General features: G+C 42.3%; 13 protein-coding genes, 1 riboswitch and 2 other annotated features. Of the genes, 7 read left to right on the plus strand and 6 right to left on the minus strand.

The annotated features are described in order from the left end of the window. Nucleotides 1-85 precede the first annotated feature (85 nt). A complete protein-coding gene (locus IGI41_RS01650) occupies nucleotides 86-475 on the plus strand; it encodes a hypothetical protein (RefSeq protein ID WP_430610905.1) in 390 nt (129 codons plus the stop codon). Nucleotides 476-490: 15 nt separating this feature from the next. Here the strand turns inward: IGI41_RS01650 and IGI41_RS01655 are convergent, their stop codons facing one another. The 6 genes from IGI41_RS01655 to IGI41_RS01680 form a co-directional block, all read right to left on the minus strand. Next, entirely contained in the window at nucleotides 491-862 is a 372-nt protein-coding gene (locus IGI41_RS01655) for an iron chaperone (protein WP_430610906.1), read from the minus strand. A gap of 360 nt (nucleotides 863-1,222) precedes the next feature. Then, nucleotides 1,223-2,728 carry a helix-turn-helix domain-containing protein gene (locus tag IGI41_RS01660; RefSeq protein ID WP_430610907.1) on the minus strand — a complete coding sequence of 502 codons (1,506 nt, stop codon included), beginning with the start codon at nucleotides 2,726-2,728 and terminating at the stop codon, nucleotides 1,223-1,225. A gap of 109 nt (nucleotides 2,729-2,837) precedes the next feature. After that, a complete protein-coding gene (gene brnQ / locus IGI41_RS01665) occupies nucleotides 2,838-4,199 on the minus strand; it encodes a branched-chain amino acid transport system II carrier protein (RefSeq protein ID WP_430610909.1) in 1,362 nt (453 codons plus the stop codon). 200 nt (nucleotides 4,200-4,399) lie between these two features. Next, nucleotides 4,400-5,134 carry an amino acid ABC transporter ATP-binding protein gene (locus tag IGI41_RS01670; protein ID WP_430610911.1) on the minus strand — a complete coding sequence of 245 codons (735 nt, stop codon included), beginning with the start codon at nucleotides 5,132-5,134 and terminating at the stop codon, nucleotides 4,400-4,402. 11 nt (nucleotides 5,135-5,145) lie between these two features. Continuing rightward, on the minus strand, nucleotides 5,146-6,732 hold the full coding sequence (locus tag IGI41_RS01675) for an ABC transporter permease subunit (protein WP_430610912.1): 1,587 nt from the start codon (nucleotides 6,730-6,732) through the stop codon (nucleotides 5,146-5,148). A gap of 115 nt (nucleotides 6,733-6,847) precedes the next feature. After that, nucleotides 6,848-7,020, minus strand: a riboswitch (Lysine riboswitch). Between the two features lie 142 nt (nucleotides 7,021-7,162). After that, complete coding sequence (locus tag IGI41_RS01680; RefSeq protein ID WP_430610915.1) at nucleotides 7,163-7,465, minus strand: hypothetical protein; 303 nt, start codon at nucleotides 7,463-7,465, stop codon at nucleotides 7,163-7,165. Between the two features lie 328 nt (nucleotides 7,466-7,793). Between IGI41_RS01680 and IGI41_RS01685 the strand changes: the two genes are divergently transcribed. The 6 genes from IGI41_RS01685 to IGI41_RS01710 all read left to right on the plus strand — a co-directional run bounded on the left by IGI41_RS01685 (nucleotide 7,794) and on the right by IGI41_RS01710 (nucleotide 12,847). Next, complete coding sequence (locus tag IGI41_RS01685) at nucleotides 7,794-8,480, plus strand: NAD-dependent protein deacylase (protein WP_430610916.1); 687 nt, start codon at nucleotides 7,794-7,796, stop codon at nucleotides 8,478-8,480. Nucleotides 8,481-8,535: 55 nt separating this feature from the next. Next, nucleotides 8,536-9,381 carry a chorismate mutase gene (locus IGI41_RS01690; RefSeq protein ID WP_430610917.1) on the plus strand — a complete coding sequence of 282 codons (846 nt, stop codon included), beginning with the start codon at nucleotides 8,536-8,538 and terminating at the stop codon, nucleotides 9,379-9,381. A 3-nt stretch (nucleotides 9,382-9,384) separates the two neighbouring features. Next, nucleotides 9,385-9,903, plus strand: coding sequence for a 3H domain-containing protein (locus tag IGI41_RS01695; RefSeq protein ID WP_430610918.1), 519 nt, complete (start codon nucleotides 9,385-9,387; stop codon nucleotides 9,901-9,903). 10 nt (nucleotides 9,904-9,913) lie between these two features. Continuing rightward, nucleotides 9,914-10,417: a cysteine hydrolase family protein gene (locus tag IGI41_RS01700; RefSeq protein WP_430610919.1), complete on the plus strand. Its 504-nt coding sequence runs from the start codon at nucleotides 9,914-9,916 to the stop codon at nucleotides 10,415-10,417. 64 nt (nucleotides 10,418-10,481) lie between these two features. Continuing rightward, nucleotides 10,482-10,719: a binding site (T-box leader), on the plus strand. A gap of 61 nt (nucleotides 10,720-10,780) precedes the next feature. After that, nucleotides 10,781-11,021: a binding site (T-box leader), on the plus strand. A gap of 68 nt (nucleotides 11,022-11,089) precedes the next feature. Then, nucleotides 11,090-12,166 (plus strand): methionine ABC transporter ATP-binding protein, encoded by a 1,077-nt coding sequence (locus IGI41_RS01705; protein ID WP_430610921.1) that lies wholly within the window; start codon nucleotides 11,090-11,092, stop codon nucleotides 12,164-12,166. Beyond that, nucleotides 12,167-12,847: a methionine ABC transporter permease gene (locus IGI41_RS01710; protein WP_430610922.1), complete on the plus strand. Its 681-nt coding sequence runs from the start codon at nucleotides 12,167-12,169 to the stop codon at nucleotides 12,845-12,847. It abuts the gene before it with no gap. The last annotated feature ends 13 nt before the right edge of the window (nucleotides 12,848-12,860 follow it).

A 12,860-nucleotide genomic window follows, 5' to 3' on the forward strand; every position in this document is an offset into this window, starting at 1 on the left:
TTGAATAAATTTGGTAAAATAAAAGTAATAAATGCGAACGTATGTGTGGTCTTTTGCCTCGGTATCGTGCAGAAAGGAAAGTCCAATGGAAAAGAAACCATCGCCTATCAAGAAACTAGGCAAACTCATTGTGATGACATCCACCACTTTACTGGATACGTTTTTCAGTGATGATGCAGACAAGAAGAATCAAACGGAGAAGATGCGGGAAACCAGGCGTTTGCTGCAAGAAGCTGCGACTGCCAAGTATCTGGTCGTGTTGCAAGTCAAGGCGGAGAAATTAGGTGAATTTGAAACCGTTACCGGCTGGATCGTAGGTAAGACGGTCGCAAAAGAGCAAGTCGTTTTGAAGTTGCAAAATAACCGACAACAGCTGCGGATCATTCCTTTAAGTCAGATATTGAAAGTCAGTACATTGAATACCAAACCCAGTGCCAAGAAAGTGATAACCCCAAAAGAACCTGTCGATGAATGACAGGTTCTTTTGGGGTTATGCGTAGTTTTCGTTGTGGGCAGCTGCAATCATGGACAGGCGCCAAGCTGTGATATCTTGGATCAGTTGGTAAGGGATGGGTTGGTCGAAAGGAAACTGGACAGCACCTTTACTGGTTTTGTAAGGAGCGAGTTCATGTGCAAAATGTTGAATGGCATCAGGTGTAGGATAGAAACCTAAATGATTCTTGGCATATGCGAAATGAACGACATTTTCATGATAGTGGTAAGTAGGCATCTGATAACTGATTTTTTCTGTTGCTTGGGGCAAAACAGCTAAAATCTTTTGTCGGACAGTCCGTAAGATTTCTTGCCGATTTGCTGGTGCATGATTGATATACTGGTCAACGGCGGATAATTCGTTTGTCATTTGAATACCCCTTTTTGTTTCAGTATACGACAAAAAAAGGAGCCTGTCAGTGGGTGGCTGACAGGCTAGGAGTAAAAATGAAAAGTGTTAGTTAGGGTTGTTTGTTGGTATGAATATACTATACCCAGAAAATGTGAATTTTTTGTGGAGAAAAGATTGGGAAGTGTTTAAGAATATAAATACCTCCATTAAAAGTAAAAGAACAAAAAACACCCACCGGTGGGTGGCCGGTGGGAAGGAGTTAAAAATGAAAAAGTGTTAGTTAGGGTTGTTTGTTGGTATACATATAGTATACGGCTTAAATATGAATATTTTGTGACAAAACTTTTCGGAAGTTCTTAAGAAGCCATGACGATTGTGTTACAGGGCCAAGTTCTTTTCATCAAAGTGATTCTTCAAGGAACGATACAAATCAATATACTGACGATCGTCTGAAGCATAATCCCATAAATAACTTGCAGTATCAGGATTTAATTTTTTCAATAACTGACTTGAACTGATCACGACATCATATTTTTCCAGTTGACTTTGATCGTAAGGTTCTGCTGATACAAAGGTCAGGTCATGCAAGAATTGTGATAAGCCTTGGACCAACAAAAAGTTGTCTTCTAATGCGACACCGACAATCAGGCGATTAGAATAGCGGATTTGATCATAAAATGGCAGTAGGGTATGGGTATACATGATTGCCATTTGTTCTTGATTTTCGTCATTTAAGTAATCAACCGAGCCTTCTTCGCGATAACTCGTCAAAAAGGCACTGATTTTTGCTTGAAGTTGTGCTTCAGCAGCACCACGATTGATAGCTGGATTTAACAAACGGTAAATATTTGGAAATGGTTGCCGGAAAATATAATTGCCAAAGGTCACATTGATTAGATTACCAATAATCAGTGGTTCGTCCAAAAGACTTGGTTGAGAGGCAAAGAAAGTTTCTTTCATCTCTACCAACAAATCGCAGACCAATGGATAAATCGGATTTTTCTTATCAGCAAAAAATTGCAGTGTCTGCTGTAAAGCAGGTTCATTTGTTGATAAATAGAATGGAAACATTTGTGCCAGTAAATAAATAAAGCCGGATTCGCCTTTCCATTGTTTATCAGTTAAATCAAACTGGTTACCAAGGAATGTTTTCAAGCGGTCAAAGTCCAAATAACGGTTGTTTTTCATCAAGAAGTTATAGCGTTTGTCGTATTTCGCATAATTTTCTTTTTTGATACGCAATAAAACCAGAGCTGCAAAATATTTTAATTCTAATCGACCTAAGTAAGAATGGGTCATTGGGAAATAATCGCTGAATTCTTCGACCATTGCTTCGGCTTCAGCTTCCGGAAGGGCAAAAGGCCATTCGATCCCTCTGACACCCAGCCAAATGATATTGAATAAGGACAAACGGACCAAGCGTTCATCGCCGACCAAGTTCGATTCGGTATAGGTAAAGCGTAACTGGAATTGTTTTAAGTGCGTTTTTAGTTTTTCAAATTTTCGGGAGACTGTTGAACGGCTGACATCATATTTTTCACAAAAATCAGTGATCGTAGGATTTTCTTCATTCAGCATGTAAAGAACATATAAGAACGGCACGCTTTTATTTAATAAATAGAAGCGATACTCATCGATCGTTACCGCGATATTCTGGGGCTGCAGTTTACCGCCGCGGCCGAGTATCGACATGTGATCTGGAGTTAACTCATTTAGATCTTGGTCGATCTCAGTCAACTCGATAAAAGCTTGTTGGTAGCTCAACTCCATTTCCTTAGCCAATTGAGCAATAGGGTGGCTAGGATTTTGCAGAGTCAGCATACGCCGGAATATTTTAAATTTGATTAATGTTTGCGGGTCCATCATAAGTTCTTCGTAAAACATAAGTATCCTCCTTTGTGGCTCTATTGTATCTTTTTTTTTGCCACCTGTCAGTCTTTTATGCAAAAAAGTATCCTACCTTTTAAGAAAAAGTAGGATATTTTTGCATATTTTAGCTGATTTTTGCTTCGGCAGGATCTTTTTTGTACCATGTCCAACATAAACCCAGAATAAAACCGATGATCGCCGGTGTTACCCACCCCATACCAATCTGGAAAAAGGGTAGATAGTTCTCAGCAAGTCGAAGGATCGATTGGACGAATGTTGTGTCTTTGATCAACGCTGGACTGGCATTCAATCCATCGATGATAGCTGCAATCAACGTGAAGTAAGTCGTCATGCGATAAACGCTGGCACGATGCCGGAATAATGGGCTAATGATGGCCAGAAGAATCAACGTGATAGCCAATGGATAGATAAACATCAAAACAGGGGTTGAAAATTCAATGATTTTGGTCAAACCGACATTCGCAAAAATTGCTGGCAAGATACTAGCCAATCCAATAAAGAACGCATAACTTTGCTTTGGAAATAGGCCAACAAACGTTTCTGAGAAAGCAGTGATCAAACCAATCGCCGTTTTTAAACAAGCCAAGATGACGATCACGGCTAACAACAGACTGCCTAAAGTGCCTAGATAATGATTGGCGATTTGTGCCAATGCAATGCCGCCGTTTGCGCTGATCGGGAATTGTCCGACACTCATTGCGCCCATATATGCAAGCAGTGTGTAAATGATCCCCATCAAGACAATACTAACAGAACCAGATACGATGGTGTCTTTTGCAATAGCGGCTGGTTTTTCGACACCCATATTGCGAATCGTTGAAACAATAATGATACCAAAGGCCAAAGAAGCAAGTGCGTCTAAGGTATTATACCCATTGGTAAAACCAGTAAAGAAAGCATCGCTTTGGTAATTGGCTTGAACCGTGATATCACTAACTGTCCCTAATGGTTTTAGGAAAACAAAGAGCAGCAAAACCCCCAATAAGACCAAAAATAACGGGTTCAAAAATTTACCGACATAATCTAAGATTTTGCTGGGTTTACGAGAAAACCACCAAGCAGCTGCGAAGAACAAACAAGAGAACAAGGCCAACAGCAGTGTATTTAGACTTGAGGGTACATGTGGTGCTAAACCAATCTCATAAGAAGTCGTGGCCAAACGAGGCAATGCAAAGAACGGGCCAATCACCAAATACAACAAGACGGTAAAAATCATTGCATAACGACGATTGATTCGAGCAGCTAGTTCAAAAACGCCGCTGCTTTGAGAAAGACCGATTGCGATAACCCCCAGGAAAGGCAAGCCGATTCCTGTTGCCAAAAAGCCGAGATTGGCCAACCCTACATTGGCACCAGCTTCTTGTCCCATATGAACAGGGAAAATCAGGTTTCCCGCACCAAAAAACATACCAAACAACATTGATCCAACAAAAAGATAATCTTTAAAACGTAACTTCTTTTCCATAATAAAAGACTCCTATAATTCCATAGTTTTAAAAAAAGTAACAAAACTTTCTGTAAAAAGCAATACTTTAAGATAATAATGTATTAAATAACGCATTTTATTGTCAGTATCTAGTAAAAAAAACGCAACAATCCCTTGATTGCCTTGGTCAATGGAATCACAAGTCATTACAAGGGATGTGCGTTTTTTAAGCATAGCGTTTAATTGAGTACCCGTGAAAGGAACTCTTGGGTTCGTTGTTCTTGTGGATGAACGAAGATATCTTCCGGTGTACCTTGTTCTGCGATGACCCCTTTATCCATAAAGATCACACGGTCAGAAACTTCTTTGGCAAAACCCATTTCGTGGGTCACAATGACCATCGTTAAACCTGTGTGGGCCAACGTGTTCATTGTTTTTAATACTTCCCCAACCATTTCTGGATCAAGGGCAGAAGTTGGTTCATCAAACAGCATCACATCTGGATTCATCGATAATGCTCTGGCAATAGCTACACGCTGTTTTTGTCCGCCAGACAGTTGAGAAGGTTTGGCGTTGCTGTATTGTGCCATTCCAACTTTCTCCAGATTTTCTTTGGCCACAGATTCCGCTTCCTTACGGTCACGTTTTAAAACAGTGATTTGACCAGTGACGCAATTTTCTAAGACATTCATATTATTGAATAGGTTGAAAGATTGGAACACCATCCCTAAGTGGGTGCGGTATTTCGGTAGATCGTAGCCTTTTTCTAAGACATTCTCTCCGAGATAAACGATTTCGCCGCTGGTTGGTTTTTCTAATAGATTGATACAACGAAGCAACGTTGATTTTCCGGAACCGGAAGAACCAATGATCGTCACGACTTCACCTTTGTTGACAGACAAACTTATATCTTTTAGGACTTCGTTGTCGCCAAAACTTTTTTTCAAACGGTTGATTTCAATGATTGCTGACATGTTCTTCCTCCTTATTGATTTGGATTGATATCTTCCAGTTTCACATATGCGCTTGGCCCGTCCATTTTGCGTTCAACGAACCGCAAGATTTGAGTCGCAGTGATCGTTAAGACAAGATAGATGACGCCGATGATGGCAAATGTTTGGAAATACTGGAAGTTGGTTCCTGCAGCGGATGTTCCTTGGAAGAACAAGTCTGCCACACTGATAACACTTAAGACGGCTGTATCTTTGATATTGATAATGATCTCATTCCCTGTGGCTGGCAAAATGTTACGCATGACTTGCGGCAAGACCACTTTGACCATTGTTTGCCAATGGGTCATCCCAATGGCTTGTGCCGCTTCAAATTGTCCATCATCCACAGCAAAGATCCCACCACGTACGATTTCAGACATATACGCGCCAGTATTGATGGAAACGATCAATAGCGCAGCGAGCGTCCGGTTCATTGATACGCCGAAAGCCAATGCTGTACCATAAAAGATGACCATTGCTTGAACCATCATAGGTGTTCCGCGAAAGACCTCGATGTAAATCGTCAGTAGGCCATTAACGATCCGTTGCAAGAAACGACTAACAGGATTTTCTGATAATGGCAATGTGCGGAAAACACCGACCAATAAACCAATCAGCAAGCCGATAGCAGTTGATACGATGGCGATGAATAAAGTTAAACCAGCGCCACGCAAGAACAACATGCCGTAATCATCAATGATTTTTTTGAAATCAGCAACTAAGCCTTGGTCGGCAGTTTCGCCACTGGCATCCGCTGGTTGTTGTACGATGGCTTGATCCATCAAATCTGTACGTTCTTCTTGAGAAATACCAGCTAAAATCTGGTTGACTGCTGCTACATCACTATCACCTTTGCGCATCCCGACGGCCACTTGGACGTCTTCAGGATTCGTTTCAAATCCTTCGCCATCGCCAAATTCAATCATTTTCAAATCTGGATTGGCACCTACGGCAGTCACGCCTTCTGGTCGTTCACTGACATAACCGTCGATAATACCAGAAGCCAATGCCACGCGCATGGATGAAAAATCACGCATGGCTTGTTCTTTTTCCACCTCTGGGATTTGATCGATCACCGTGTAATGGAAGGTATTCAATTGCGCTGTGATTTTGGCACCAGATAAATCTGCCAAACTGCTGGCATCTGCAAAGTCGCCATCTTTGCGCACTACTACGACTAAATCTGATTCATAGTAGGGATCAGTAAAGTCGATTTGTTCGCGACGTTCAGCGGTTGGGGACATCCCGGCAATCACCGCATCAATGGTTCCTGATTGCAAGGCGGGTGCTAGGCCATCCCATTGGGTTTTCACAATCACCAATTCTTTGCCAAGACCTTCGGCGATTTTCTTGGCGATCTGTACATCGTACCCGCCAGCATAAGCTGATCCTTCTTCACCTGAGATAGGAACAGCACCGTTGGCATCCGTTGTTTGGGTCCAGTTGAAAGGAGCATAACCTGCTTCCATCCCAACCCGGAATTGATCAGCGGGTGTTTGTTCATCCGCAGCAACAGAGACCCACTGGCCAAATGACAAACAGAGGGCAAATAATGCCCAAATCCAATAATGTTTTTTCATTTTTTTTCTTCCTTTCACGAGCAAAACAGGCAGGCACGGGTGAAAAAGCACAAAAAACAGCCGTACTCCATGATTGGAAAACGGCTGTGGACAGGTCTTTGTCGACAAACCTTTCACAAAACATAGCGCAACTTAGCGAAGCTAAGACAGTCCGCAAATTGTTCATTTGCGGCCCAACAAAATGATTCAAGCAAAATCAACTTTGTTTCGGCGATGTTCCCTAGCTCTGCTGTAAACGTGTTGCTTCACTCAGCAGGATTAATGAACCTCGCGACCTCTACCTAAATGTTAAAGGGACTCGTATTTAATTTGATTCTTATCAGAGTTTAGAAGAATTTCGCGGGAATGTCAATTCTTTTTAACAAAAAAACGACCATTATCTTTCCGAAAAAGAAAGACCAGGCCGTTTTTGCATGTGAGAAAACGTTGATTAAGCTACTTTTGCTTTTGGTTCGCGACCCAAAACAGCTTGAATGACAGTTAATCCCAACAATAAACCAAGTACCAAATAAATCAAACTTGAATATTGTGTGACGCCCCAATCTTGGCCCAAAGTACGATAGACCACAAGAACGATTGCTTGAATAATAGCTGTAATGACATTTAATAAACCAAAGGCCCATAAATTTCCGTTTTCTTTGCGTGCCAAATAGAAAATAGAGAAGTACAAGCTGACTGCTAACCAACCAAAACTGATGATGATCATTGCCCAATAAATAAGAAATGCTACCAATGTATTTCACCTCACTTTAATTCGTGAATAGTTTACCATGTTTTGTTTAAAAAGTCATGGAAGTTTCCGCTTCCATCGAAATTTGCTTGCACGTCATCTTAAGCCAAGGACAAAAAATGCAAAAGAAAAATCTTGTTGCAAGAGATAGAGCCATCAGGCAAAAGAAAATAAGCGTGTAAGAAATTAAGGGCGATGTTCAGCAAAAATCGCGCCATGGTCTCTGTCCTATCCTCGGAGAAAGCTAGTGATTATCCGGTGTAAAATGGTATACTAGGATACATACATAGCCAACCCACAGCCAAAAATGATGGGAGAAAGAAGGAGTCTTATGGATAGCCAAACTGCCGCTAAACGGATTCGTGAAGCTAGCAGCTGTACTTTTTTGACAGGTGCAGGGGTTTCAACGCCTTCAGGCATCCCCGATTATCGCTCATTAAAAGGAGTATATCAAGGGATTCAGGAACCCGAATACTTATTGAGTCATACATGCATGGTCAATGAGCCTGATACCTTTTATCGATTCGTTCAACATTTATATCATCCAGATGCCCAACCAAATGTGATCCATCAGAAAATCGCAGATTTAGAAAAGACCCGACCTGTCTGGGTAGTTTCGCAAAATATTGATGGTCTTCATAAAAAAGCTGGCAGCCAACATTGCATCGATTTTCATGGCAGCTTGTATCACTGTTATTGCAGAAGATGCGGTCAGAATGTGCCGTGGGAAGCTTATCTGAAGGATTGGCATCATCAAGGGTGCGGGGGACAGATTCGCCCGGATATCGTGCTTTATGAAGAAGGGTTTGCAGACGCGCAAATCGAAGCTGCGATCACTGCTGTGGCCCAAGCTGAATTACTGGTTGTCGTAGGTACCTCGCTGCAAGTTTATCCATTTGCGGGACTGATCCAATATCAACAGACCCCTTCAGTGTTGGTGATCAACGAGACCCCAATCAGAGGAATCACTGCTGACCAGGTCTTGGCACGAGGGGAAACGGTCTTTGCTTTAGTTTGAACAAAAATCAGCCATTGAAGAACATGAACAATGGGCATATAACGGAGGAAAATCAATGACAGAACGGACAGAAAAAGAAAAAATGATTGCTGGCGAGCTATATTTTGCACCAGATCCAGAATTGACTGCAGATCGGAAATACGCCCGCGAGCAAATGAACTTGATCAATCAAGAAACGGATGAAAAAATCAAAGAGCAGTTGCTGAAAGAAACCTTTGGTTCAGTCAGCGGTCGTATTCACGTCGAGCCTAATGTGCGTTTTGATTATGGCTACAACATTTCAGTTGGCAAAAACTTTTATGCCAATTATGATTGTATCCTGCTAGATGTTTGCCCAATCACTATTGGCGACAACTGTATGTTTGCCCCTAATGTTCGTTTGTTTACCGCAACGCACCCCCTACATCCTGTCAAGCGCAATAGTGGGCTAGAATTGGGTGCCCCTATCGTGATTGGTGACAATGTGTGGATCGGTGGAGCCGCTACGATCGTGCCTGGGGTTCGATTGGGCAACAATGTCGTTGTCGGTGCAGGCAGTGTCGTGACCAAATCATTTCCTGATAATGTCGTGATTGCCGGCAACCCAGCCCGCGTCATTAAAACGATTGATTTGAATGAAACAGAATCTGTAGATCCATTGCACGGATTACGTCAAGAAATCGATCAAATCGATTGGCAAATCACGCACTTATTAGAAAAACGTATGACCACAGTCAACGAGATCGTACAAGTCAAAAAAACGACCCAAACACCGATCTTAGACGAGAATCGGGAGGCCAAGGTGTTGGAAAATGTTCGTCAAGCAGTATCAAACAAGGCATTTGAAGACACGATCGTTGCCTCTTTTGAATCGATCATGGCCCATTCAAAAACGTACCAAAACCAAAGAATGGAGGAATGATCAATGGATGGTACGACTAGACGCAACCACATTTTAATGGTTTTGCAAAAGGCAGACAAAGCCATCAGCGCCAGTAAGTTGGCGCAATCATTAGGTGTCAGTCGGCAAATCATTGTCGGTGATATCGCCCTGATGCGCGCAGCTGGTGAAGACATCGTAGCCACTGCAAGAGGCTATCGTCTGCAAGCCTTGATGTCAACAGAAGGGAACGTCACAAAAATCGCTGTTCAGCATACGCCAGAACAAACAGAAGCAGAATTAAGGCTTTTTGTTGCTTGCAATCTAGAAGTATTAGATGTGATCGTTGAACATGATATCTATGGTGAATTAACTGGCAGCCTGCGTATCCAAACGGCGCAAGACGTGACGGATTTTATGACGAGAACGCGGCATGCAGAGGCGCGCTTATTGTCAGATTTGACGAATGGCATCCATCTGCATACCTTGAGGTATCAAGACGCAGCTGATTTGACGAAAGCCAAAGCATTACTGAAGGAAGAAGGCATGCTTTATCAAAACTAGGTGTGCGTGTATGGCAGAGGTATTGTTGGTGATTGATCTGCAAAATGGGGTCTGCAGCGAAAATGGATCAATCCTCGATCATCTGCAGGAATTACTGACTTTTGTGAATCAAAGAATCGATCGTTATCGTGCAGCTGCGCGGCCAATCATTTTTGTTCAACATGAAGATGAAGGGCTGATTTATGGAACAACGTCGTGGCAGCTGCATCCCGATCTGCATCATGCACCGACAGATACGTCTATTCGAAAGACCCATGCCAATAGTTTTTTTCATACAAATTTGCAAGAAACACTGGTTGATTTAGGTGTCAAAAAAATTGAATTTGTGGGCGCCCAAACCGAGTATTGTATAGATGGTACGATGAAATTTGCCCATGGCTTGGGCTATGAAAATATGGTATACACGCAAGCCACAAGTACCTACCCTAGCAATGGATTATCAGCGGCTGCAATCATTGATTGGTATGAAGGCATCTGGCAAGGTCGTTATGCACAAGTGTTGTCTCGGAAATAAAAAAATGTTTTTTGCAGTTGACAAGCTGCTTTTTTTCCAGTAAAGTACATGACAACAAGAATAAATAGATTCGTTGATGAGGAAAGTAAGCGTCGAAACTTCAAAGAGAGACTCTGTTTGGTGGAAAGAGTTAAGTCAGAAGCGTTGAACAATGGCCTTGGAGGATTGATTGTCGATAAGTAGGCAATCACGGACAGCTCGACCGATAGCATGAGCGCCAATCTCTGTTTTGTCAGATGTTGGGTCAAAGGGAAAGGCAACTTTCCAAACAAAAGGTGGTACCGCGAATATTCGTCCTTTTATTAGCTTATGCTAGTAAAAGGACTTTTTTTGTACAAAAAAACAGCAACCAAACAAATAGGATCAAACACAATGAATTGGTAAGTATATACGGCAGTTTTTTTAACAGAGAGCTTCGGCAGCTGAAAAGAAGCAAAAAAACACGGATAGAAAATGGCCAAGGAGTGATTCGTCCCGAGCAGATAATTGCAAGGCGGCGACGGCAGCGACCGTTATCAGGCTAGAGTATGAAAGTACTTGAAAAGGAGTCTTGTGTGAACAAGGCTTGAACAGAGGTGGTAACACGCAAAAAGGCGTCCTCAAGCAAATCAATTGGTGGTTTGCTTGAGGACGCTTTTTTTGCTTAAACAGGACAGTAGGAGGAGGAAACATATGATTTCGTTAAAAGATATATCAGTTACATTCAATCAACCGAAAAAAACTGCGATCCAAGCAGTCAGAGATGTTTCATTAGAAGTGGATAAAGGGGATGTCTACGGAATTGTTGGTTATTCAGGTGCGGGGAAAAGTACCTTGGTACGGGTAATCAATCTCTTGCAGCGACCCACGCAAGGACAAGTCGTTGTAGATGGGACGGATCTGACAACATTATCTGCAAAAGCATTGCGTGAAAAAAGGAAAACGATCGGGATGATCTTTCAGCACTTCAACTTGATGGACAGTCGCAATGTTTTTGACAACGTGGATTTCTCGCTGAAATATGCAGGCAGATCCAAACAGGAACGTCGTCAAAAAGTGACAGAATTATTGGCACTTGTTGGATTGGAAGAAAAAGCCCAAGCGTTTCCCAGTCAATTATCTGGAGGGCAAAAACAGCGGGTCGCCATTGCGAGAGCTTTAGCCAACGATCCGCAGATTCTGCTCTGCGACGAAGCAACGAGTGCATTAGATCCTAAAACCACCTTACAGATTTTGGCATTACTCAAAAAATTGAACCGTAAGTTAGGTCTGACGATCGTGATCATTACCCACGAAATGCAAGTCGTCAAGGAAATTTGCAATAAAGTGGCAGTTATGGAAAATGGCGAAGTGATTGAACAAGGTTCCAGCGTCCAAATTTTCAGTCAGCCAGAAAAACCTTTGACGAAAGATTTTATTCGGACAGCGACGCATATCGATCAAGCGTTAGAAACGATCTTAGGCAGTACCAAGTTTTCTGCATTGGCGCCGAACGAATGGCTGGTAGAACTTTCCTATGTTGGGGATCAAACCAACGAACCACTCATTGCGCAATTGTATAGTCGTTATAAAGTCACGACCAATATTTTGTATGGCAATGTGGAGATTTTGCAAGAAGTGCCGATCGGCAGTTTGATTGTGAGTCTATCTGGAGAATATCAGCAACGAAAACGAGCTTTGGCTTATTTGAAAGAACAAGGTGTTTACACCAACATCATCAAAGAGAATCATGCAGAACCATTGAACAATGTAATTGAAGGAGGATTTTAGATGGGGACATTATTTGAACGTTATTTTCCAAACGTCGCAGCTATCTCAGATGAGTTTGTGACCGCTACGATCCAAACGTTGTATATGACGTTTTGGACAGCATTGATTGCCGGGATCTTGGGTATTTTACTAGGTATTGTCTTAGTGGTCACAAGACCAGGAGGTATTTTAGAAAATCGCGGGTTGTTTGAGATTTTGGATAAAGTGATCAATATCATACGTTCGATACCTTTTATCATTTTATTGGCCTTGCTGGGCACATTCACCCGGTTGATCGTCGGTACCACGATTGGTGAAACCGCCGCATTGGTTCCATTGATTGCCGGTATTATCCCTTTCTTTGCACGTCAGATCGAAATTGCTTTGTTGGAAGTTGATCCAGGCGTCATTGAAGCAGCTGAAGCGATGGGGACGAGTCCTGTCGGCATTATCTTCAGAGTGTACTTGCCAGAAGGATTAGCGGGAATCATCCGCGTGTCCGCATTAACGATCATCAATGTCATTGGTCTGACTGCAATGGCTGGCGCAGTTGGTGCAGGCGGGTTAGGCAATTTGGCAATCACGCGTGGTTACAATCGATTCCAAAGCGATGTCACGATCATGGCGACATTGATCATTTTGGTATTGGTTTTCATCAGTCAATTTGTCAGCAATATTCTTGTGAAACGTGTGTCACATTGATTCAAAAAATTAT

The organism is Enterococcus sp. DIV0876 (assembly GCF_050529585.1).
Lineage (GTDB): Bacteria > Bacillota > Bacilli > Lactobacillales > Enterococcaceae > Enterococcus_D.

Bases quoted from the DNA above. Each gene is read 5' to 3' on its own strand.
- IGI41_RS01650 (WP_430610905.1), top strand. From the start codon at position 86: ATGGAAAAGAAACCATCGCCTATCAAGAAACTAGGCAAACTCATTGTG.
- IGI41_RS01655 (WP_430610906.1), bottom strand. From the start codon at position 862: ATGACAAACGAATTATCCGCCGTTGACCAGTATATCAATCATGCACCA.
- IGI41_RS01660 (WP_430610907.1), bottom strand. From the start codon at position 2,728: ATGTTTTACGAAGAACTTATGATGGACCCGCAAACATTAATCAAATTT.
- brnQ (WP_430610909.1), bottom strand. From the start codon at position 4,199: ATGGAAAAGAAGTTACGTTTTAAAGATTATCTTTTTGTTGGATCAATG.
- IGI41_RS01670 (WP_430610911.1), bottom strand. From the start codon at position 5,134: ATGTCAGCAATCATTGAAATCAACCGTTTGAAAAAAAGTTTTGGCGAC.
- IGI41_RS01675 (WP_430610912.1), bottom strand. From the start codon at position 6,732: ATGAAAAAACATTATTGGATTTGGGCATTATTTGCCCTCTGTTTGTCA.
- IGI41_RS01685 (WP_430610916.1), top strand. From the start codon at position 7,794: ATGGATAGCCAAACTGCCGCTAAACGGATTCGTGAAGCTAGCAGCTGT.
- IGI41_RS01690 (WP_430610917.1), top strand. From the start codon at position 8,536: ATGACAGAACGGACAGAAAAAGAAAAAATGATTGCTGGCGAGCTATAT.
- IGI41_RS01695 (WP_430610918.1), top strand. From the start codon at position 9,385: ATGGATGGTACGACTAGACGCAACCACATTTTAATGGTTTTGCAAAAG.
- IGI41_RS01700 (WP_430610919.1), top strand. From the start codon at position 9,914: ATGGCAGAGGTATTGTTGGTGATTGATCTGCAAAATGGGGTCTGCAGC.
- IGI41_RS01705 (WP_430610921.1), top strand. From the start codon at position 11,090: ATGATTTCGTTAAAAGATATATCAGTTACATTCAATCAACCGAAAAAA.
- IGI41_RS01710 (WP_430610922.1), top strand. From the start codon at position 12,167: ATGGGGACATTATTTGAACGTTATTTTCCAAACGTCGCAGCTATCTCA.